We start from the raw sequence: 21,138 nt of genomic DNA on the forward strand, positions 1-21,138 counted from the left end.
CGTGGATCTTGCCCTCGCCGGTGGCGCCGAAGGTGAGGACGCCGGGCTTGTGCAGCAGCTCTTCGAGGGCGAGGTCGGGGCGGGCGCTGACCAGTTCGATGTCGAAGCAAAAAGCTTGGTTGAGGGCTTCGCGGCCAACGAAACTCACGACCTGGAGATCGTTTGAGACGCCTTCGAGGTTCAGGGTGATGTGCGTCGCGTTGGCATCCAGCATACCTTGGGCTCCTTCCTGGTGCCGCAGGGCGCAAGGCCCTGCGGGACTGAATCCATTCATGAAACGGCGCGGCTTCCGGTCGGGCTGACGAGGGTCAGGGGCGTCATTGGGGGGAGCGGGTGCCGGGCTGCCGGGGCAATCGATACGACGGAATCAAGATAGTCTGCAAAATGGCCGGATGCCACTATTCTGTAGTGCTTAAACGGAGCGTGGAACGGAATCCCATGATCATGCGCAAAGAACAAATGGACGCTTTCCGGCTTTCTTCGATCGACAACTTCAAGCAGAGGGCGCGTACGCGGCTGGAGCCCTTTTACGCCGACCGTATCCAAGCCTTGGGAACCCAGTCCCTGGATGCCTTTATCGACCAGGAGTTCGAACGGGCGAAGCGTTACCGTGCCATGACCGAAATGCAGTTTTTCACCTTCATCGAGTGCGCACTGTATTACGGGGCAGGGTTCATCGAGGCGGAGCAGAACTGGTGGGCTAAGGACTTTCTGGTCGTGGCGGACATTGACCCAGGCAGGCGCTACGAAATGGTCAGGCAGTACGCCGATTTGCGCTGTGGGGGGATGCTCTGATGTGTCGCGTCAAAGCCAACTCACCGGAAGACAAACCGATCGGCTCGATAATTGAGCCTTGTGAAAAAACGGGTGTTCTGTGTATTCGCGTATATGACGACAAGGATCAACTGGTCGATGGTGTCTTCCTGAGAATCCGCGAGGAACAAAGCACCGAGCACACCGAGTTCGAACTGAACAGCAGCGAGGAGGGCTCGTTTGTATCCCAGCCGACTCGGTATTTTCAGAAAGGCGGGTTACCTGAGGGAAACTACGAAGTGTTTTTGGTGAAGAAGGCCGGGATGGAGTTCAGCCCGACCCGCAGCACCAATAAGTTCGAAATTGTCCCCGGTTGTCACAGTGTCATCGACCTGGCTTTCATGCCGGAGATACAAGGTTCAATTCAGGATTTTATCGACATCCCGATCTTGGAGAACCGGGAGCTGATGTCTCAGATGGAGGCCGACATTCCGGATGATGCAACAAAGATGTATTGCAGCGATCAATGCATCGATTTTCCTACTCTGCTGGAACGGCTAAACCAGAATACGCCAAGCGAAAACAGCGAGATTACGCTTCTGGGGGTTCACCACATCATGCCGTTCAGTATCTTCAATGAACTGCGTACGGCGTTCGACGTGGTCGATTATTCGCGTACATCCACACGCCTTGGCGTCAGTCCGGTGGATTTGGACAGATTTTTGGGCGGGATGCACGACAAAGCAATGCAAGTGGTCTTCCTGGTTCCCCCGAAGCCTAGGTCACAACCTCACAAACGTACCTCGCAGGAATTTATCTGGTACAACGAAAACCCGGTTTGCAAAGCGCATGTGACCTTTGTTTTCGGTTCCTACAACGTTGTTTCTCAAGAGAACATTGATCTTTATCTCAAAGGCGACGATCAGAGCACACGAAAAAGACATCTGTTCCGGCAATACGCCCAAAGCCTGAAGCCTCAGCCTCCATGCCCGGAGGAGACGAGGGAAAGATTCAGGCTGGCCCGAGAAGAGTTCGAGTCATACAAGAATCTGCTTGCTCACGTGGAAGCAAACGACGGCGAGGAGATTGATATCGATTCGCTTTGAGTCGTTGCCGAAGTACATCACTTGCTGTCATTTGCCGCCGTCTGGCTTGCAGGCCGGATAGAGGATGTCCTCCGCCCGCATTCTTTTTGAACTCCCGGTTCACCGCAGCGCTCAACCCAACAAGCTGCTCCCCAAACCCATTTCCCGCGAGCGGCTACAGACCGGTTCAGCCGACAGGAGACCGACATGGCCCGCGCGATCTGGAAAGGTGCGATCAGTTTCGGACTGGTGCACATCCCGGTGTCCTTGAGTTCCGCCGTCGTCAGCCAGCGGCTGGATTTCGACTGGCTGGACAAGCGCAGCATGGAGCCGGTCGGTTACCGGCGGATCAACAAGGTCAGCGGCAAGGAAATCGACAAGGACAACATCGTCAAGGGCATCGAGTTCGAGAAAGGCCGCTACGTGGTCATCAGCGAAGACGAGATCCGCAAGGCCCGGCCCGAGGCGACCCAGACCATCGACATCTTCTCCTTCGTCGCGGCCGACGAGATTCCTCTCCAGCATTTCGACACGCCTTACTACCTGAGCCCGGACCGGCGCGGCGGCAAGGTCTATGCGCTGCTGCGCGAAACGCTGACGGCGTCCGGCAAGGTCGCCCTGGCGCGGGTGGTGCTGCATACCCAGCAACACCTGGCCCTGCTGCGCCCGCTGGAGGATGCGCTGGTGATGATCACCCTGCGCTGGCCCGACGAGGTGCGCAGCCTGGAGGGCCTGGAACTGGACGCCAGCGTCACCCAGCCCAAACTGGACAAGAAGGAACTGCAGATGGCCAAGCGCCTGGTGGACGACATGAGCAGCCATTGGGAGCCGGAGCAGTACCTGGACGATTTCAAGGACACCATCATGGCCCTGGTCGAAGAAAAGGCGAGCAAGGGCAAGATCGCCACCGTGGCCGCGCCGGAATCCGCCGCCGAGCGCAAAGAGGCCAACATCGTCGACCTGACCGAACTGCTCAAGCGCAGCCTGGGCGGCGGCAAGGCCAAATCTGCGCCCAAACGCACGCGCCGCAAGGCGTCGTAGCGGGGCAGTCACCCAGGATCGTGGAGCCGCGCCATGGCCAAGTCCCTGACGGAATACCAACGCAAGCGCAACTTCGACGCCACCCCGGAACCGGCGGGCAAGCAGGCGCGCGGCAGCAAGGCCAAGGCGCTGCAGTTCTGCATCCAGAAGCATGACGCCAGCCATTTGCATTACGACTTCCGCCTGGAGCTCGACGGCACGCTCAAGAGTTGGGCGATTCCCAAAGGGCCTTCGCTCGATCCGTCCGTGCGGCGGTTGGCGGTGCATGTCGAAGATCATCCGCTGGACTACGCGACGTTCGAGGGGCACATTCCCGAAGGCCATTACGGCGCCGGGGACGTGATCGTCTGGGATCGCGGCGTCTGGATGCCGGAAGGCGATCCCCATGACGGCTACGCGAAGGGCAAGCTACGGTTTCACTTGCAGGGGGAAAAGCTCTCGGGAGCCTGGAACCTGTTCCGCACCCGGCTGGCGGGCAAGAAGGAGCAGTGGCTGCTGGTCAAGTCCGATGACGATCAGGCCCGGGCCGAATCCGACTACGACGTGCTGGAGGCGCGCCCGGACAGTGTCTTGAGCGACCGCACGCTGATCGCGGAACCGCCGAAAGCGGCCGCCGCCAAGCCTAAGGGCAAGGCCGCCCCTGCTTCGGCGCTGCCGGCGTCGCTCAAGCCCGAGCTGGCCACGCTGGTGGATTCGCCGCCCGCCGGCGACTGGTGCTACGAGATCAAGTTCGACGGTTACCGCATGCTGGCCCGGATCGACGGCAAACAGGTGAAACTGTTCACCCGCAGCGGCCTGGACTGGACGGCGAAAATGCCCCGCCAGGCCCGGGCGCTGGCCAGGCTCGGGCTGAAGTCCGCTTGGCTGGACGGCGAGATGGTGGTGATCGGCGATGACGGCATCGCGGATTTCCAGGCGTTGCAGAACGCGTTCGATGAGCAGGCCGATGCACGTATCGTCTATTACGTCTTCGATGCGCCGTTCCTGAACGGCGAGGATCTGCGTGACCGTCCCCTGAAGGAGCGCCGCGCTGCGTTGCAAGCCGTGCTCACGGATGAAAAGGCCCCGGAGCTGCGTTACTCCGAGTCCTTCGACCAGCCTGTAGCGTCCTTGCTGGCGAGCGCCTGCGACATGAAGCTCGAAGGGTTGATCGGCAAGCGGGCCGACAGCCCCTATGTCAGCCGCCGAAGCCCCGACTGGATCAAGCTTAAGTGCAGCCAGCGGCAGGAATTCGTGATCGTCGGCTACACCGAGCCCAAAGGCTCCCGCAGTGCCTTCGGCGCTCTGTTGCTGGCCTTGCACGACAAGGACAGCGGCACCTTGCGCTACGCCGGCAAGGTCGGCACCGGGTTCAGCGCCACGACGCTGCAGCACATTCACTCACGCCTGAAGCCGTTGACGGTGAGCGGCAGTCCATTGAAGAAAACCCCGGCCGGCATTTCGGCCCGTGAGGTGCATTGGGTCAAGCCGCAACTGCTGGCCGAAGTCGCTTACGGCCAAATGACCCGTGACGGCGTGGTGCGCCATTCGGTGTTCCATGGCTTGCGCGACGACAAGCCCGCCGACACCGTGGCAGCGGAACGCCCGGCGCCGGCGCCGGCGAAGGCGAAAGCCAAGGGCCGCCCGGCCGACGGCCGCTGGCACCTGACCCATCCCGACCGCATCGTCGACGCCAGCAGCGGCGCCACCAAGGGCCAGGTCGCCGAGTATTACGCCCAGGTGGCGGACTGGATCCTGCCGCACCTGGCCCAGCGCCCGGTGGCCCTGGTGCGCGCACCGGACGGCCTGGCCGGCGAACTGTTCTTCCAGAAGCACGCCGCGCACCTGGCCATTCCCGGGCTGCGTCAGTACTCGAAGGCTGAGGCGGGGCAGGTGGCGATCGTCATCAATCAACTGCCGGCGCTGATGGGTGCGGTGCAGATGAATACGCTGGAGCTGCACACCTGGAACGCCACGACCAAGGACTTCGACAAGCCGGACCGGCTGATCCTCGACCTCGACCCGGATCCCGCGCTGCCCTGGAAGATGATGGTCGAGGCCACCGGCCTGACGTTGACCCTGCTCGATGAACTCGGCTTGCAGGCGTTCCTCAAGACCAGCGGCGGCAAGGGCATGCACGTCGTGGTGCCGCTGGTGCGCCGGGCGGGTTGGGATGAGGTCAAGGCCTTCAGCCAGGCCATGGTTCAGCACCTGGCCGCGCTGTTTCCCGAACGGATCTCGGCGGTCTCCGGGCCGAAAAACCGTGTGGGCAGGATCTTCATCGACTACCTGCGCAACGGCCGGGGCGCCACCACCGCCTGTGCTTATTCGCTGCGGGCCCGCGAGGGGCTGCCGGTGTCCGTGCCGATCCACCGCGATGAGCTGGCGGACATCAAAGGCGCCGGACAATGGACCCTGTTCAATCTGGCGCAGCGGTTGGGTGAGGTGGAAGACCCTTGGGCCGGGTACGGCGACGTGCGCCAGTCGATCACTGCGGCGATGCGCAGACAACTGGGTCTCAAGAAACAGGCATGAAGCGGCTAGCCTGAGCCGGCTTCTTCGCCGCGCACCAGGCTTCGCAGGTAGCCGGCAAAACCGTTCCGGGCCCGCCCCTCAAGGCGAGCGCTGGTGACCACCCGCGGCCTCTGGCTCCAGGAGATGCTGGCGCCCGACCGCTCGAAGTCTTTGACCAGGCACACGTCCTCGTCCACCGGCAGATGCTTGAACCCGCCGGCCCGCAGGTACGCCACGGCGCAAAAGCCCAGGTTGGCGCCATGAATGTGGCGATGGTTCTCCGCGTGGGTATAGGCGTCGGCGTAGCGCTGCCGGATCGCCAGGCCGATCCCGCCCCAGTCGCGCACATGCACCGTGCCGCAGACCATGTCCGCTTCGAGCGACAACTGGGCCACCAGCCAGTCCGGTGCCACTTCGCTGTCCGCGTCGGTGCAGGCGATCCAGCGTGCGCCCAGGGCGATCAAATGGCTGACGCCGACACCCCGGGCATAACCGACATTGCGGGCGCTGACGCTCAGGCATTCGACGCCGGCATCTGCGGCGATGGCGCCGCTGCCGTCGACGCAGTCATCGAGCACCAGCAGAACCTGCACGGTTTCCCCGGCCAGGCCAGGATGGCATGCCGCCAGGCACAGGGCGCGCAGGCAGTCGGCCAGCAGCGCTTGCTCATTGTGGGCCGGCACCACGACCCCGATCATGGCGCGCGCTCCGTCAAGCCCTCGCGGTCAGCGACGGACAGCTCGTTGCCTTCCCAGACCTCCAGCAGAAGGTCCGCTTCCTCATGGCGCACCGAGCGGTTCAGGTGCAGGTGTTCGTGCAGGCACGCATGCACCTGGTCGCCGGTCTGCGGACACACCGCCACCGGATGCCGCCAATGGCAGGCGAGCAGGGCGCCGTCGGCGGTGAGCGCGGCTCTCACCAGCTCGACCATCCGGCGCAGATCCGCAGCGTCGAGGTAGTAGCCCAGTTCGCTGATGACGATCAGGTCGAACGCGCCGCCGGGCCATTGGTCCGGCACACGGGCCTGATAGGCGCGGGCATGGCCGGCGTCCTGCAGGCGCTCGGTGGCAAGCTTGACCGCGAGGGCCGAGACATCGCAGCACAGCAGCCTGTCGCAGCGTTCCGCCAGCCTGACGCTCAGCTCGCCGTTGGCGCACCCGGCCTCGAAGCCGCGGCGGTAGCGGCGTTGCGGCAGCGCGGCCAGGGCGATGTCGCGCTTGCGTCGTTCGTACCAGCGTTCACGCATGGACCAGGGATCGGGGCTGCGGCTGAACAGATGGTCGAAATAGGCATTGGCGACGCTCATAGAAACACCACTTCAAAGTCGTGCAACAGACGCTCCAGGGTTCTGGACGTCAGCACGGGAGGGTTGCCCGATGCCGGATCGGGTTCGGTCTGGCTGACGAAGGCCTGCACCGCATGCCGCTTGCGCGCCAGTGCAGCTTCGTCCATGAGCACCTTGCGGGCGCGTCGCCAGGGGATGCGCGGATCCTGCGCAGAGGCCCAGTGCCAGGCCCAGATGGGCACCTCCAGCAAGCGTGCGCCGATCTGTCTCGTCGCGGCGGCGCTGGCGCGGCCGACGGCTTCATGGTCGCAGTGGCCGTCGTGGCGCCAGGTGGTGAAAACGGTATCGCCGGGACGCAGGCAGTCCAGCAGGACGTTCGTCAGCGCCTGTTCATGGCGCGCGACGGCGGTGTCGGGAAAGCCGCCATGCAGCCATGTCATCCGCTCGTGCGGGACGCCGAGACGGGTGAGGGCCTGCGCGCATTCCTGCCGACGGGTCGCCCGCAGACGTTGGGGCGTCCACCAGCGGGAACCGGGATGGCTGGCTTCTCCGTCGGTCACCGATACCAGCAGGATGTGCCGCCCCGCGCGGGCCAATGTCTGCAGCAGTCCACCGCAGCCCAGCACTTCATCGTCCGGGTGGGGCGCGACGATGACGGCGCGCGATCCTGTCGGCACCAGCGCCTGGGCCTGAACCGACGCGACCTGGGCGAGCCGGCGCGACGCAAGCCAGGCCTCGGGCGAGGTGCCTTCGCCGGAGATCGGATCGGCGCTCATGGCATCCAGCTCCCCGGCAGCTCGCGGGCGACGACCGCGCCCAGCGCCGCGCGGTCGCGCTCGGCATGGCTTTGCCGCAGGTACACCGGCAGGTCGCACAAGTGACGGGCAAGACGCGCGTCACGGCAATAGGCGGTGGCGCCCAACGCCCGTCCCGCATGGCTGATCACCTGTTCGGCACTGTGTTCGCATTGGGCCCGCAGGCGTTGTGCGGGAAGAAAGGCATCCGCGTCGGGATGACGGTCTATCCAGTGCGCCGTGACGCGCAGCAGGTTCGCGGTGCAATGCAGCGAGCAATCTACCGCGCCCAGGTGCGCCAGGCTGTGCGGTTCCTCGCTGCGGGCACAGTGCGCGCGCAAGGCTTCCGCAATGATTTGAGCCGAACCGAACCAGCAGGCGGCGATGCCGGCGCCGCCGTGCCAGAAGCCGGCTCGCGCCAGATAGCCGCCCGGTGGCCCGACCGGACGCCCCCGCGCGCCCTCGAACTGCACTTCCACGCTTTGCGTGGCCGACATCCCGACAGCTAGCCAACCCTTGTCCGTGACCCGCACGCCGGGTTGATCAAGCGCGACCGCCACCAGTTGCTGCCGGCCCTCCGGGTTCCAGGCCGTGACCAAGGCGTGGCTGACGGTCGCGGCGCCGGAGCACCAGGCCTTGACACCCTGCAAGTGGACGAACCCGCCGGGGTGGGCTGTCCGGACGGTGACCCGCGCCTGCGGCGGCTCCGCCGCCCACATGCCCCACGTACTGCCTGAGGGGATGGCCGGCGCCGCCCAGTGACGCATGATCGCCAGCGCATCGGTGTGGCCCTCGTAGAGCTTGCACAGGCTGAGGTCGAAGGCCGCCACCCGCGCCAGGGCTTGCCAGCGCAGCAGCGTGTTGCCCTGTCCCGGCAGGGGCAGGTCATCCAGGCCGCTGCGGCACAGCGTCTGCAAGACGTGCGCCAGCGCCTGGGGCGTCAAGGTCGGCGGCAGCGTTTGCGCCTGCAAGGCGGCCACCAGGTCGGATAACGAAAAGCGGTGGGGTTCACTCATGTCCGTTTCTCTCTCACTCGGCGCGGCGGGCCGGCTGTGGCTCAGCGCCCGGTGAGGAGCAGGACAGGCTCGTGGGTGATCGCCTGACGGGGTTTTCCTGCGGTCAACGGTCGGGGACGCTCGGACGGTGCGACAGGCTCGGCAAACGTTTCGTTCACCAAGCGAAGATGCTCCTTGGCCTCCTGAAACTTTTCTTCGGCCTTGTTGCGCAGCAGGTGGTACTGCTCAAAGGTGTCGACGTTCGGGCGGACGTCGGCGATCAGCGCGAAGGCCTCTGCATTCAGGGCATGGGCCTGGCGGATCAGGCGCTGGTTCTGTTCCAGGGCGAACTCGCGGCAAGCGCGGGTCTGGGTGTGCTGGCGGGGACTGGGCATGATGCGTTTCCTGATGGGCGAAAGTGGGAGGGCGGGCCGGCAGGCCGGCATGGGGTTACAGGATCGGCTTGCCGGTTTCTCCAAATGAACGACGGTGGGTGACCGTCCGTTCAATTGGGAGCCGGGCGGTGTGAATTAAGTTGAGAATTATTGGCGAAACGGCGACGGACGGTCGGTGCAGCCTGGGGGCAGGCATCTCTCGCCCTAGGTGGTCGCCGCACGTCGCTTGCCTTGAACACCTGCGGTGCGACGCGCCTCAACCGTTGAAACCCGCTCGGAGGGCAGAGGCGATGTTCGAGGAAAAAAGAAAGAAAGCCATGGCGCAATGGCTGAACAGGCTGCGCGAGGCAGAAGTCAGGATGTCCGCGCAGGAGCAGTACGACGAACTGCTGAAAATGGCTGACGCCATGCATGCAGAAGGGTTGATCACCGGCCAGGAATGGCGGCAATTGACGCGCGACGCGGGGGTGGTGTTCACCCAGGCCAAAGCGGATCTGGACGGGTGGGCTTAGGCTGCGTTTCGCCGACCGGTTCAGGAAGCTGAGCGGTTCGCTTCAGCTGCCGTCCTGCTTCGTCCCCTCGTCCGACGACTCGGCATCCCGCTTCTGCGCATGTGGGTCAGCGCCGGAGTTGCCCCCTGAGGCTTCCTCGCCTTTCTTATCGGCTTTGTCGTCCCCGGCAGCCGAGCCGCCCTGGTTCAGGCCCGGCACGGCGCTGGGGGGAACGGCGGATTCCTGCGCGGCTTTCTCGGCCGCCATCGCGAACAGCGGGCAGGACGACAACAGACCGGCCAGCGTCAGCACCGTGATCTTTCTGTTCATGGCACACACCTTTTTCAGCCTCGGGCATACCGCGTTGGAACGCCGGGCGAAGGCAAAGGTGCGGGTCGGCTGACCGGCGGCAGGACGCAACCGTCAATGGAGATGGGAGGTTTGCCGCGACAGGACCATTTCCTGGAGGATTTCCCGGGCCAATCTGGTGATACCGGCGTCGTCCCGGTACTTCGCTCGGTCGATGCTGGCGATGGTGAACTGGTGGCCGTCCGGCCCTGTCACCTCGACGGACAGGCTGCCGTCCTCGTTGATCGAGCAGGCGACGGCGCACTGCGGGAGGCGATCCAGCAGCACGCTTTCGAGTTCATTCTTGTTCAGGGTGTCCATGTTCCGTTCATCTGCGCTGCCCACGGCAAGGTAAGGCTAGACGCTGAGGGGGCGATGTAAAGAGTGGCGCAATGATTCCATCGGGCCGGCCCATTTCGGCCGACCGTGCAGCAACAGCCGCGCTGCCTGGGCGGTCATGACCGCCGCCAAGCCATAAGGGTGCGGGTGTTGCCCCCGGGCTGACAAATTGCGCCGCCCGGTCAGGCATCCACGGGCGACATCTAAACGCCCGGATCACCTGAACCGTGGCAACGGCCGATCCACCGGCTTGAGCGCCGACAGGGTGCTGCGGATCAGCGGCGTGTCTTTCTCGATGTCGTTCAGACGATCACGGATGCGCAGGGCGGTGGGGTGGCCGCCTTGGTGGTCGACCCAGTCGGCGATCTCTTTGCAGGCCGCCGCCAGGCGCGCCTGCCGCGCGTCGAGCAAGGTGAGGAGGGTGGTGATGGACTCTTTTTCGGACATGGAGCACCTCCGTTCATGAAACCGCTGCGCAGCAATGGAGAGTCAGCAAAAAAGCCCGCGACGCGCGAGCTCTCCGCCATGGGGTGCCGCTCCTTCAGCTGGTTTCAGTATAGACCCGCAAACGGGCGGCATCAGCCGCGGTTCTGGCGGGCCGGTAACGGTGAACTGGCTGCGTTGAGCCGGCGGCATTCGCGCCGGGCGTCTTCCTCAAGGTCGTAGCCGTCGCCGATGAATCCGCCGGTGCGCGTGTCGCAGATGCGGAACCAGCCGATGGCCTCGGCGGGTTCGTGCAGGCTTTCCCCGGCGCGCCGACCGTGGATGATGATCCGGTTGCAGCGCTTGACGATGAAAATGTCTTCCATGGCGTCACCACAGCGAATTCGTGTCAGATCAACTATAGAACCCTGTGCCGAACGTGCAAAAGACGGACAGGCCGGTTCGTCGGCCAGCGGCTCAAACCGCCTCCGTCATGCCTTCGCGTTCCAGGAACATCGCCAGCGCGACCTCATCGGCGCGCAGGCCCTTGCGCACCCGCGGGCGCGGCAGCCCGTTCAGTTCGCCGAGCATGAACCGCTCGATCAGCGCCGGGTGGATGTAGCACTTGCGGCACACCGCCGGCGTGTTGCCCAGCGCGCGGGAGACTTGCTTGATCATTTCCACGACTTGACGTTTGGCCTCGGCTTCGGACTCCCACCGCAGTTCACGCAGGATCGCCAGCGCCAGGGCGCTGCCGGCCCAGGTGCGGTAGTCCTTGGCGGTGAACTCCGCGCCGGTCAGGGCTTGCAGGCAGGCATTGACGTCGGAGGACGTGACGGTGTGCCGCTCGCCGTTTTCGTCCAGGTACTGGAACAGGTTCTGGCCGGGCAGCTCAAGGCAGCGTCGGACGATTCGCGCCAGGCGCCGGTCCCTGACGGTGATCCGGTGCTCGATGCCGCTCTTGCCGCGGAACTGGAACAGGATCGCGCTGCCGTTGACCTCGACGTGCCGGTTGCGCAGGGTGGTCAGGCCGAACGAGCGGTTGTCCCGGGCATACTGCGCATTGCCGACGCGGATCAACGTGGCGTCCAACAGCGTGATCACGGTGGCCATGACCTTGTCGCGGCTGAAGCCGGACGGCAGCAGCATGGCTTCCAGCCGTTTGCGCAGTTTCGGCAGCGCCAGGCCGAACGCGCGCAGGCGCCCGTACTTGTCGGCGTCGCGCACTTCCCGCCAGCGCGGGTGGTAGCGGTACTGCTTGCGGCCCCGGGCATCGCGTCCGGTGGCTTGCAGGTGGCCCTTGGCGTCGGGGCAGATCCACACGTCAAGGTAAGCCGGCGGTATCGCCAGGGCGTTGATCCGGCGGATCTCGTCGGCATCGGTGATGCGCCGGCCTGCCGGGTCGAAGTAGCAGAACGTGCCGCGCAGCTTTTTGCGGGTGATGCCGGGGCGGCTGTCATCAACGTAATGCAGGTCAGGGGGCAATGTGTCGGTTGGCACGGTCTCGGCCATGGCGGGCTTCCTGGTGACGGGTCAAGGGCTGTCATGGCGATTGACAGCGGGCCCCGTCCGTCGTGCCCGGGCGTTTACGCCAGCACAGCGACGGCCTTGATCTGCGCCCACAGCCGTTGGCCGGGGTGCACGCCCAGCTGATCCCGGGAAAACCGCGTGATCCGCGCCAGCAACGGTGTGCCGCCGGCGTTCAGGCGGATCAGGACGTGCGCGGCGTTGTCCCCGGCCAGTTCGCTCACCACTGTGACCGGCAACCGGTTGAGGATGCTGCTGTGCTCCGGATCCTCTAGCGCGAGGCTGATGTCCCGGGCCTGCACCTTGCAGCGCAGCGGCTGGCCGATGTCCATCGGCGCATGGGCCACGCGGATGTTCATCCGGGTGTTGGGCAACTGCAGGCTGAGCAATTGGTAGTCGGCGTCGTAGGCGCTCACTTGGCCTTCGATCACGACGCCCGCATCGTCGCCCTGGGCCAGCGGCAGGTCGAGGCGGGCCAGGGTCTCGCCGATCGGCCCGCTGGCCAGGGCCCGGCCGTCGCTGAGCAGCACCAGGTGATCGGCCAGCCGCGCCACTTCGTCCTGGGCATGGCTGACGTACAGCACCGGAATGTCCAGTTCGTCGTGCAGGCGTTGCAGGTAAGGCAGGATTTCGTTTTTGCGCTGGCTGTCGAGGGCGGCCAAGGGCTCGTCCATCAACAGCAGCTTCGGGCTGGTCAGCAGCGCCCGGGCGATGCCGACGCGCTGGCGTTCACCGCCGGACAGGTTCTGCGGATGCCGATCCAGCAAGTGGCCGATCCCCAGCAGTTCGGTGGCCTGGCGCAGATCGACCCGGCGCAGCGGCCGGGCGATGCGCTTGAGGCCGAACTGCAGATTGGCCAGCACCGACAGGTGAGGGAACAGGCTGGCCTCCTGGAACACGTAGCCCAGCGCGCGCTTGTGCGGGGGCACGAACAGGCCGTTGTCGCTGTCCTGCCAGACTTCGTCGTTGATCCGGATGAAGGCGTTCTCGGCGCGTTCCAGACCTGCGATGCAGCGCAGGCAGGTGGTCTTGCCCGACCCGGACTGGCCGAACAGCGCCGTCACACCGCGGCCGGGCAAATGCAGGTCGACGTCCAGGCTGAAGCCTGCATAGGAGAGGTTCAAGCGCGCATCGATCATCCGTCAGCTCCAGCCGGCGCGGGTCTTGCGGCTGGAATAGAGCGCCAGCAGCACCAGGAACGAAAACACCAGCATGGCCCCGGCCAACCAATGGGCCTGCGCATATTCCATGGCCTCGACGTGGTCGTAGATCTGCACCGAAACCACGCGGGTCTTGTCGGGAATGTTGCCGCCGATCATCAGCACCACGCCGAATTCGCCGACGGTGTGGGCAAACCCGAGGATCGCGGCGGTGATGAAGCCAGGGCGGGCCAGCGGCAGGATCACGCTGAAGAACGTGTCCCAGGGATTGGCGCGCAAGGTCGCGGCCACTTCCAGCGGGCGGGTGCCGATGGCGGAAAAGGCGTTCTGCAGCGGCTGCACCACGAACGGCATGGAATACAGCACTGAGCCGACCACAAGGCCGGTGAAACTGAACGTCAGGGTGCCGAACCCCAACCATTGGGTGAACTGGCCGATGAAGCCGTTGGGCCCCAGCGCCAGCAACAGATAGAAGCCGATGACGGTCGGCGGCAGCACCAGGGGCAGGGCCACCACCGCACCGACGGGACCGCGCAGCCAGGAGCGGCTGCGCGACAGCCACAGGGCGATCGGCGTGCCGACCACCAGCAGGATCGCGGTGGTCAGGGACGCCAGTTTCAGCGTCAGCCAGATCGCCGCGAAATCGGCGCTCGTCAGCGACATTTACAGCTGATAACCGTAGGACTTGATCACCGCAGCGGCTTTCGGGCCTTTGAGGTAATCCACCAGGGCCTTGGCGGCGGCGCTGTCCTTGCCTTTGTTCAGGATCACCGCGTCCTGCTTGATCGGATCATGCAGGCTGGCCGGAACGATCCACACCGAACCGCTGCTGACCTTGCCGTCCTTGTAGATCTGCGACAGGGCGACGAAGCCCAGTTCGGCGTTGCCGGTGGACACGAACTGATAGGCCTGGGTGATGTTCTGGCCTTCGACGATCTTGGCCTTGGTGGCCTCGGTCAGTTTCAGCTTCTCCAGCACCTGGGTCGCGGCCAGGCCGTAAGGCGCGGCTTTCGGGTTGGCGATGGACAGGTGCTGGTACTCGTTCTTCTTCAGCACGTCACCCTTGGCGTCGACGTAACCTTCCTTGGCCGACCACAGCGCCAGGGTGCCGACGGCGTAGGTGAAGCGCGAGCCCTTGACCGTGTCGCCTTCTTTTTCGAGTTTTTCCGGCGTGGTGTCGTCGGCGGACAGGAACACTTCGAACGGCGCGCCGTTCTTGATCTGGGTGTAGAACTGGCCGGTGGCACCGTAGGCGGCCACCAGTTTGTGCCCGGTGTCTTTCTCGAAGTCGGCGGCGATGGCTTGGATCGGCGCGGTGAAGTTCGCCGCGACGGCCACTTGCACTTCGTCGGCCTGGGCGGCGCCCACGGTGAAGACGGCGATCAGGGAAGCCAGGCAAGCGGGGGCAAGACGTGAGGCACGAATGGTCATGTAACAGCTCCGTGGTTGGCGTGTGCAGTGGGCAGTGGTTGTTGGAGGGGGACTGCGCCGATGCGAGGGGGATTCGCTATATAGGCGACTATATAGCGAAATGCCTCCAAACGGAATGCGTGATTCGGTGCCGGGCGAAGGGTTGGAGCCTCCGCCCGCGCCGGATCACCGGCCTGCCAGTTTCGCCAATGCGCCTTCGGCCAGTTGCCGGGTCAGCTCGGCGGTGCCGATCTCCCGCCCGAGCGTAAACGCCTGGCCGGCCCACAGGTTGCTGAACTCCGCTTCGGCCTTGGCCCGCAGCGGCATCAGCGCACCGCCGGCCAGCGGAAACGCCGGCGCCATGGCCGACATCGGGCCCACTTCGCGCATCACCCGGTTGAGGATGCCCCGGGCCGGGCGGCCGGTGAACAGGTTGGTGATGGCGGTCTCGCTTTCCTTGGCGGTGCGCAAGGCCTTGTGGTGCGAGGCGCTGATCCTGGCCTCCGGCGTGAACAGATAGGCGGTGCCCACCTGCGCCGCCGAGGCGCCCAACAGGAAGGCGGCGGCAACGCCGCGGGCGTCGGCAATCGCGCCGGCGGCGATCACCGGCACGTTCACCGCGTCCACCACTTGCGGCACGAGGGCGAAGGTGCCGACCTGGCTGCTCAGGTCATCGCTGAGGAACATCCCGCGATGGCCGCCGGCCTCGTAGCCCATGGCGATGATCGCATCGCAGCCGTTTTGTTCGAGCCAGACGGCCTCATCGACGGTGGTGGCCGACGACAGGATCTTCGCGCCGGTGGCCTTGACCCGGTCCAGCAGGGTTTTCTCCGGCAGGCCGAAGTGGAAGCTCACCACTTCAGGCTTGAATTCTTCCAGCACCTCGCACGCCGCCGCATCGAAAGGCGCGCGGTTGGAGACCGGGGTCGGTGCGTCGAAATCGACGCCCAGTTCGCGGTAGTAGGGCTCAAGCAGGTTTTTCCAGTCCCGGGCGCGCTGCTCGTCGGGGGCCGGCGGCTGGTGGCAGAAGAAGTTGACGTTGAAAGGCTTCGACGTGCCTTGGCGGATGTTTCTCAGCTCTTCACGCAACTGGTCGATGCTCAGCATCGCGGCAGGCATCGAGCCGAGGCCGCCGGCGTTGCAGGCGGCGATCACCATGGAAGAGTTGGTGGCGCCGGCCATCGGGCCCTGGATGATCGGCAGTTCGATGCCGAAGAGGTCAAGAATGCGGGTGTCTGGCCATTGGCTCATGGAAAGGGTTCTCCGAACGACAAAACGGGCAGGGACGGCAGAGCCGGTTTTGTACCAGCAAAACCGGCTGCAAGGCCAGCCGGGATTTGCGGCCCTCAGCGTCGGTGGAACCCGCCGCCACCGCCGCCGAAGGAACGGTTCATGACCCGCGAGGAGTCGTGGAATTCGTTCAGGCGCTGATTGCCGAAGTTGCGGGCGGCGGACTCGCGGTTGAGGTTCTGCAGTTGCGCCGTGTTGTTGACCGGCGCGCGGGTGGCACCGCCCTTGACCATCGATTGCCAGCCGTCGTCGGTTTTCTTGTAGACATTGCCGTCGTGCCCGGCATACACGTTGTCGCCGATGCGCGCAGCGCCGCCATCGCGTCCGCGGATCCCGCCGTACTGGGTGGTGTTGCCGGTGTTGGGGTTGTACACGGCGCCCCGGCTGGCGGTGACCTGGGTGCCGGTGCGCGCATTGCCGGCCGTGACCCGCTGGCCGGCGATGGCGCCGCCCTCGGGGCCGACCGCTGCGCCGCTGCGCCCGGCGGCGTAGTTGCCGGTGTAGACGTTGTGCACCGCGCCACGCTGGCCCGCCGCCGAGACGCCGGTGCGCGAGTTGTAGGAGGCCCCGACCTGTCCCGCCCAGCGGTTGCCGGTCCAGGCGTTGTAGCCGCCGCCGTAGCGGCTGACCGTCGCCCGGTCGCCCCATTGCCTATAGATATTGCCGGTGGTGCCCGCCCAGCCGCCCGGGCCCCAGGCTACGGCGCCGCCACGGTAGCCGTAGGCGGCACCACCCCAGGCCAGTGGCGCCGGATACAGGTGCGGGCCCCAGGCATAGCCCCAGCCGTAGTTGCCCCACCACGGATAGGCGCCCCAGCCCCAGCCCATCGCCACGGTGCTGCCGCCCCAGCTCCAGCCGAAGCCGAAACCGAAGGTCCAGCCGGTCCACGGTGTGTAGCGGATGGCGACGCCGAATCCGTACGTCACCGGCGGCCCGTACCACACGCTGCCGACCCAGGGCGTGTACGGATACCCCGTGCCGTAGACCACCACGCCGGTGGCCGGATCCAGCGTGGAGCCCTGGTAGCCGGGGGTGTAGCCGACGACCACGGTGTCGCCGCTCGATTCGTAGACTTTGACGTAGGTGAGGTAGTGCATGGGCGAACTGGGCGGGATCGAATAGATCACCGCCGGCACTGACCCTGCGACCGTCCACGGCCCGTTGACGCCGGTGGCCGTGAACCAGATGCCGTTCTCCACGGCGTACCAGCTGTTGGCGTCGACCCGGATGATCGGCGTGGCGCTGTTGATCACATATTGCAGCGGGGTGCCGGTGATGGCCTTGAGCTGAGGTTCGCCGTCGAAGGCGGGGGTGGTCATCTTGACTGCGCTTTTCTTGATCGCCGAGGTCTGCGGAATGGTCGCGGCGATGGCCGCTTCCTTGGCCTGCGGCGTGCCGGCCACCGAGGCCTTGACGTTTTCCTTCGGGCTGTCGTCGGGAATGTTGGCGAAGTCCGCCGGCAGCTTGTCGGCCGGGGTGAAGGTCCAGGGGCCGTTCATGTCAGCGGCGCGGAACCAGCGTCCGGAAATCAGCACGTAGCTGTTCTGGTCACCGATCTCCTTGAAGATGTGCCCGGTGGTGTTGCTGACATACAGCAGGCGCGTGCCCTGGATCGGCTGCCACTGCGCGGCGCCGTCGGTGACGATCAGTTCGGTCGGCATGGTGGCGACGAAGATTTTCGGCTGCGGCGGTTTGGCCAGGCTCGGCGCCTTGCCCTTGGGATCGCCCTGGCCGGTGAGCAGGTCCACCTGGCGGCTGTCGATCGCGGCTTTCTTGGCCTTCTCCAGGTCGGCGGGCGGCGAGGGGAGGCGCGAATAGTCGCCGTTGAACCGGTCGGCGGCCATCCAGCCGTCGAACACATGCAGGTAATGCTTGCCTTGATCGTCCTTGAGCAGCAGCGGCCGGGTGTTGATCACCCGTTGCAGCCCGGTGCCTTCCACCGGTCGGTAGGCCGGTTCGCCGTCGATGTACACCAGCAGCGCCGGGACGTCCGAGCTGAGGATGGCGGGCGGGGTGTTCTCCAACGGCGCGGCGTCGGCCTTCTGCTCGGCGGCCAGCACCCCGACGGCGGCCTCCAGTTGATCGAGGGAAATGGTTTTCTTGCGGTTGGCGGCATCCTTCTGCAGCGCCGCGACCCAGGTGTCGGCCTGGCTCGCGTCGGCCGGAAAATCGGCCTTGATGAGGTTGTACTGATCGAGGGCGACCCAGCGCGTGGCCTTGTCCACCAGCGTGTGGGCGCTGAACTGGACGATGCCGTAGATGGATTTGCCGTCGGCGCCGGTGGCCTCGACGGCGGCGCGGGCCTTGAGGGTGTAGCCGTCCCAGCTGTCGAGCTGCGGCTGATAGACCGTCAGCTTGGCGTTGCCGCTGGTGATGACCTGCGGCCATGTCGGCTCGACCGTGGAGGTGTCCGGGCCTTTGGCCGCGGGCGCGGCCCAGACGCTACCCCAGGTGAACAGGCAGAGCATCAGGCAGGCAAACAACCGGCGGAAAGGGATCATGGTCAGTTCCATCGACGGGGCCTTAACGGGCGAAGGCGATCGTCGAAAAAGCATAGCCGCCCGCGATGGAATCACCCGGCGGATTCGCCGATTGGCGGAAAGTCGTGTGTGGCAATGTGTTGCAGTGTGGTATTTGAATGCCACGACCCCGAAACCCTTCCCAGCGAGGCAGTCATGTTCAACGGCATTCTGATCGACAAAGACGACAGCGGTTACCGCGCCAGCCTGCAATCCCTCGAAGACGGACAACTGCCGGACGGCAATGTGACGGTGCGCGTGGCGTACAGCACGCTGAACTTCAAGGACGGGCTGGCGATCACCGGCAGCAGCCCCGTGGTGCGCCAGTTCCCGATGGTGCCGGGGATCGATCTGGCGGGCACCGTGGAGGTCAGCTCGCACCCGGACTACAAGGCCGGCGACCCGGTGCTGCTCAACGGCTGGGGCGTGGGCGAAAGCCATTGGGGCGGCCTGGCGCAGAAGGCGCGGCTCAACGGCGATTGGCTGATTCCGCTGCCGAAGGCGTTTTCCGCCGCGCAGGCCATGGCTATCGGCACCGCTGGCTACACGGCCATGCTGTGCATCATGGCGCTGGAGCGCAACGGCGTGACGCCGGCGCAGGGCGAGGTGCTGGTGACGGGCGCCAACGGCGGAGTCGGCAGTTTCGCCATCGCCTTGCTGAACCGGCTCGGGTATCGCGTGGTGGCGTCCACCGGCCGTGTCTCCGAGCACGAATACCTGAAACGGCTGGGGGCCGGCGAGATCATCGACCGGGCGACCTTGTCCGAGCCCGGGCGGCCGCTAGCCAAGGAGCGCTGGGCCGCCGTGATCGATTCGGTGGGCAGCCACACCTTGGCCAACGCCTGCGCCAGCACCCGCGCCGAAGGCACGGTCGCCGCCTGCGGACTGGCCCAGGGCATGGATTTCCCGGCGTCGGTGGCGCCATTCATCCTGCGCGGCGTGACGCTGGCCGGGATCAACAGCGTGACCCAGCCCAAGGCCCGACGGATCGAAGCCTGGAACCGCTTGGCCAAAGACCTGGACTTCGCCCTGTTGCCGCTGATCAGCCACGAGATCGCCCTGAGCGAGGCCATCGCCGCAGCCCCCAAACTGCTGGCCGGCCAGTTGCGCGGACGGGTTGTGGTGGACGTCAATCGCTGACACAGTAAGCGCCTTCACGGCCCTGCGGGGCCGCGTTCAGGCACATGGAGCGGCGCACTCAATGGATCTCAAGCAACTTTACGTCAATGGTTTCACGGTCGCGGGGCTGCGGGTGCGTACCACCAACCTCGCCGAACAGGGCGGGCACACCGCGAAGATCGCCCCGATGTGGGGGCGTTTCCATCAGGGAGGGCTGGCCGCCGTCATCCCCGGTAAGCAGACCGAATCACCGGTCTATGGCGTGTATTCGGCCTATGAGTCGGATGCGTCGGGGGAGTTCGATGTGACGGCAGGCGTCGCGATCCTCGATCCGCAGAGCGAGTTCGAAACGGTGCGGATCGAGAGCGGCGAGTACCTGGTGTTCGAAGGGCGGGGCGCGCTGCCGGAGGCAGTCATCGCCACGTGGGGCCGGATCTGGCGCTATTTTGAAGAAAACCCTCAAGTCGAGCGGCGTTACACCACCGACTTCGAGGCCTATACCGGCCCCGGCTCGGTGGCGGTCTACATCGGCATCCGCTAAGACTGCGCTTCGCGCTCAAGCAGCGCGCGCTTGCGTTCCACACCCCAACGGTAGCCCGACAGGTTGCCGTCGCTGCGCACCACGCGATGGCAGGGAATGGCTACCGCGAGGCTGTTGGCGCCGCACGCCTGGGCCACGGCGCGCACGGCCTTGGGTGCGCCGATGCGCTGGGCGATGTCGGCGTAGCTGGCGGTGCTGCCGGGCGGAATGTCCCGCAGCGCCTGCCAGACCCGCTCCTGAAACGCCGTGCCGCGTACGTCCAGCGGCAGGTCGAGGCCCAGCGCCGGCGCCTCGATGAAACCCACGACGCTGGCGATTAGTTGCTCGAATCCGCTGTCCGCGCCGATCAGGTTGGCTTGGCGGAATTTGTCCTGCAGGTCGCACACCAGTTGGTGCGGGTCGTCTCCCAGCAGGATCGCGCAGACCCCGCGCTCGCTCTGGGCCACCAGAATCGCCCCGAGGGAGCATTGGCCGACCGCGAAGCGGATGTCGTTGTTCTTGCCCGCCGCGCGGTAATCGCCGGGTTTCATGCCCAGCATTTGGTCGGCGCTTTCGTAGAAGCGGCTGTTGGAATTGAATCCGGCATCGTAGAGCGCATCGGTGACCGTGCCGCTGTCCGCCAACCGCTCCCGGACCTTGCGGGAGCGATGGGCCGCGCCGTATCCCTTGGGCGTCAGGCCGGTGACGGCTTTGAACACCCGGTGAAAGTGGAACGGGCTCAGGCCGGCGGCCTCGGCCAATTCATTGAGCGGCGGCAGGTGTTCGGCCGACTCGATCCGCCGACACGCCGCCGCCACCGTCGCCGCATGCTGGGCGGCCATGCTGCTCTGATCCTTGCCCGCCCGTTTGCTGGGGCGATAGCCCGCCGCCTCGGCCTCTTGCGCGGTGTCGAAGAACTCCACGTTCTGCGGCTTGGGCAGGCGCGCCAGGCTGCTGGGGCGGCAGTAGACGCCGGTGGTTTTCACGGCATACACGAACTGCCCGTCCGCCCGGGGATCGCGGGCGAGGACGGCGGCCCAGCGTGGATCGTCTTCAGTGTTCGGTGTCGCGCAAAGTGTTTTCATGATGATTCGTCCGTTGACCTGTTTGATTCAGGTTAACCAGCCTGGCTTTCGGCAACACTCCGGGGC

The 21,138-nt window shown here is 65.6% G+C and carries 23 protein-coding genes and 1 pseudogene; 7 read left to right on the top strand and 17 right to left on the bottom strand.

Annotated elements, in window-relative coordinates:
• A pseudogene (locus CAG29_RS24075) lies at window positions 1-214 on the bottom strand (type VI secretion system tip protein VgrG); the annotation flags it as partial.
• Between the two features lie 224 nt (window positions 215-438).
• Between CAG29_RS24075 and CAG29_RS24080 the strand changes: the two are divergent.
• The 4 genes from CAG29_RS24080 (at window position 439) to ligD (ending at window position 5,393) form a co-directional block, all read left to right on the top strand.
• Window positions 439-795, top strand: coding sequence for a hypothetical protein (locus CAG29_RS24080; RefSeq protein ID WP_085641265.1), 357 nt, complete (start codon window positions 439-441; stop codon window positions 793-795).
• The gene (locus tag CAG29_RS24085) at window positions 795-1,859 is read left to right on the top strand and encodes a hypothetical protein (RefSeq protein ID WP_085695242.1); all 1,065 of its coding nucleotides are present in this window, start codon (window positions 795-797) and stop codon (window positions 1,857-1,859) included. Before CAG29_RS24080 ends, CAG29_RS24085 begins: the two co-directional genes overlap by 1 nt.
• A gap of 186 nt (window positions 1,860-2,045) precedes the next feature.
• Complete coding sequence (locus CAG29_RS24090) at window positions 2,046-2,879, top strand: Ku protein (protein WP_085695243.1); 834 nt, start codon at window positions 2,046-2,048, stop codon at window positions 2,877-2,879.
• A 33-nt stretch (window positions 2,880-2,912) separates the two neighbouring features.
• Complete coding sequence (ligD, locus tag CAG29_RS24095) at window positions 2,913-5,393, top strand: DNA ligase D (protein ID WP_085695244.1); 2,481 nt, start codon at window positions 2,913-2,915, stop codon at window positions 5,391-5,393.
• Window positions 5,394-5,398: 5 nt separating this feature from the next.
• Here the strand turns inward: ligD and CAG29_RS24100 are convergent, their stop codons facing one another.
• From CAG29_RS24100 to CAG29_RS24120, 5 genes are read right to left on the bottom strand one after another with little or no spacing between them, the layout of a single operon-like run.
• Window positions 5,399-6,070 (bottom strand): glycosyltransferase family 2 protein, encoded by a 672-nt coding sequence (locus tag CAG29_RS24100; protein WP_085695245.1) that lies wholly within the window; start codon window positions 6,068-6,070, stop codon window positions 5,399-5,401.
• Window positions 6,067-6,678, bottom strand: a complete 612-nt coding sequence (locus CAG29_RS24105; RefSeq protein ID WP_085695246.1) for a class I SAM-dependent methyltransferase — start codon at window positions 6,676-6,678, stop codon at window positions 6,067-6,069. The genes CAG29_RS24100 and CAG29_RS24105 overlap by 4 nt, the downstream gene beginning before the upstream one ends.
• A complete protein-coding gene (locus CAG29_RS24110; RefSeq protein WP_085695247.1) occupies window positions 6,675-7,433 on the bottom strand; it encodes a PIG-L deacetylase family protein in 759 nt (252 codons plus the stop codon). The genes CAG29_RS24105 and CAG29_RS24110 overlap by 4 nt, the downstream gene beginning before the upstream one ends.
• Entirely contained in the window at window positions 7,430-8,467 is a 1,038-nt protein-coding gene (locus tag CAG29_RS24115; RefSeq protein ID WP_170930394.1) for an acyl-CoA dehydrogenase family protein, read from the bottom strand. Before CAG29_RS24115 ends, CAG29_RS24110 begins: the two co-directional genes overlap by 4 nt.
• Before the next feature lie 41 nt (window positions 8,468-8,508).
• Window positions 8,509-8,841, bottom strand: coding sequence for a hypothetical protein (locus tag CAG29_RS24120; protein WP_085695248.1), 333 nt, complete (start codon window positions 8,839-8,841; stop codon window positions 8,509-8,511).
• A 290-nt stretch (window positions 8,842-9,131) separates the two neighbouring features.
• Between CAG29_RS24120 and CAG29_RS24125 the strand changes: the two genes are divergently transcribed.
• A complete protein-coding gene (locus CAG29_RS24125) occupies window positions 9,132-9,353 on the top strand; it encodes a hypothetical protein (protein ID WP_085657010.1) in 222 nt (73 codons plus the stop codon).
• Window positions 9,354-9,395: 42 nt separating this feature from the next.
• Here the strand turns inward: CAG29_RS24125 and CAG29_RS24130 are convergent, their stop codons facing one another.
• The 10 genes from CAG29_RS24130 to CAG29_RS24175 form a co-directional block, all read right to left on the bottom strand.
• Window positions 9,396-9,662, bottom strand: a complete 267-nt coding sequence (locus CAG29_RS24130) for a hypothetical protein (RefSeq protein ID WP_085657017.1) — start codon at window positions 9,660-9,662, stop codon at window positions 9,396-9,398.
• A 93-nt stretch (window positions 9,663-9,755) separates the two neighbouring features.
• Window positions 9,756-10,001 carry a hypothetical protein gene (locus tag CAG29_RS24135; protein ID WP_085583947.1) on the bottom strand — a complete coding sequence of 82 codons (246 nt, stop codon included), beginning with the start codon at window positions 9,999-10,001 and terminating at the stop codon, window positions 9,756-9,758.
• Window positions 10,002-10,235: 234 nt separating this feature from the next.
• Window positions 10,236-10,466, bottom strand: a complete 231-nt coding sequence (locus CAG29_RS24140; RefSeq protein ID WP_085583945.1) for a hypothetical protein — start codon at window positions 10,464-10,466, stop codon at window positions 10,236-10,238.
• A gap of 131 nt (window positions 10,467-10,597) precedes the next feature.
• A complete protein-coding gene (locus CAG29_RS24145) occupies window positions 10,598-10,828 on the bottom strand; it encodes a hypothetical protein (RefSeq protein WP_085583943.1) in 231 nt (76 codons plus the stop codon).
• A gap of 91 nt (window positions 10,829-10,919) precedes the next feature.
• The gene (locus CAG29_RS24150; RefSeq protein ID WP_085695249.1) at window positions 10,920-11,954 is read right to left on the bottom strand and encodes a DNA topoisomerase IB; all 1,035 of its coding nucleotides are present in this window, start codon (window positions 11,952-11,954) and stop codon (window positions 10,920-10,922) included.
• 74 nt (window positions 11,955-12,028) lie between these two features.
• A complete protein-coding gene (gene modC / locus CAG29_RS24155) occupies window positions 12,029-13,108 on the bottom strand; it encodes a molybdenum ABC transporter ATP-binding protein (RefSeq protein WP_085695250.1) in 1,080 nt (359 codons plus the stop codon).
• A gap of 3 nt (window positions 13,109-13,111) precedes the next feature.
• The gene (gene modB / locus CAG29_RS24160; RefSeq protein WP_085583937.1) at window positions 13,112-13,792 is read right to left on the bottom strand and encodes a molybdate ABC transporter permease subunit; all 681 of its coding nucleotides are present in this window, start codon (window positions 13,790-13,792) and stop codon (window positions 13,112-13,114) included.
• Window positions 13,793-14,560: a molybdate ABC transporter substrate-binding protein gene (gene modA / locus CAG29_RS24165; RefSeq protein WP_085583935.1), complete on the bottom strand. Its 768-nt coding sequence runs from the start codon at window positions 14,558-14,560 to the stop codon at window positions 13,793-13,795.
• Between the two features lie 165 nt (window positions 14,561-14,725).
• Window positions 14,726-15,790, bottom strand: a complete 1,065-nt coding sequence (locus CAG29_RS24170) for a nitronate monooxygenase family protein (protein ID WP_085583933.1) — start codon at window positions 15,788-15,790, stop codon at window positions 14,726-14,728.
• A 95-nt stretch (window positions 15,791-15,885) separates the two neighbouring features.
• Window positions 15,886-18,330: an autotransporter gene (locus CAG29_RS24175; protein WP_170930395.1), complete on the bottom strand. Its 2,445-nt coding sequence runs from the start codon at window positions 18,328-18,330 to the stop codon at window positions 15,886-15,888.
• Between the two features lie 174 nt (window positions 18,331-18,504).
• On the opposite strand from CAG29_RS24175, the gene CAG29_RS24180 reads away from it, so the two are divergent.
• Together CAG29_RS24180 and CAG29_RS24185 are read left to right on the top strand one after the other, a co-directional pair.
• Window positions 18,505-19,488 (top strand): MDR family oxidoreductase, encoded by a 984-nt coding sequence (locus tag CAG29_RS24180; protein ID WP_085583931.1) that lies wholly within the window; start codon window positions 18,505-18,507, stop codon window positions 19,486-19,488.
• Between the two features lie 61 nt (window positions 19,489-19,549).
• Complete coding sequence (locus tag CAG29_RS24185) at window positions 19,550-20,008, top strand: GyrI-like domain-containing protein (RefSeq protein ID WP_085695251.1); 459 nt, start codon at window positions 19,550-19,552, stop codon at window positions 20,006-20,008.
• Here the strand turns inward: CAG29_RS24185 and ada are convergent.
• Window positions 20,005-21,072, bottom strand: a complete 1,068-nt coding sequence (ada, locus tag CAG29_RS24190; protein ID WP_085583926.1) for a bifunctional DNA-binding transcriptional regulator/O6-methylguanine-DNA methyltransferase Ada — start codon at window positions 21,070-21,072, stop codon at window positions 20,005-20,007. The genes CAG29_RS24185 and ada overlap by 4 nt on opposite strands.
• Window positions 21,073-21,138: the final 66 nt, after the last annotated feature.

The organism is Pseudomonas sp. B7(2017), assembly GCF_002112745.1.
In the GTDB taxonomy this organism is placed as follows: Bacteria; Pseudomonadota; Gammaproteobacteria; order Pseudomonadales; family Pseudomonadaceae; genus Aquipseudomonas; species Aquipseudomonas ekonensis.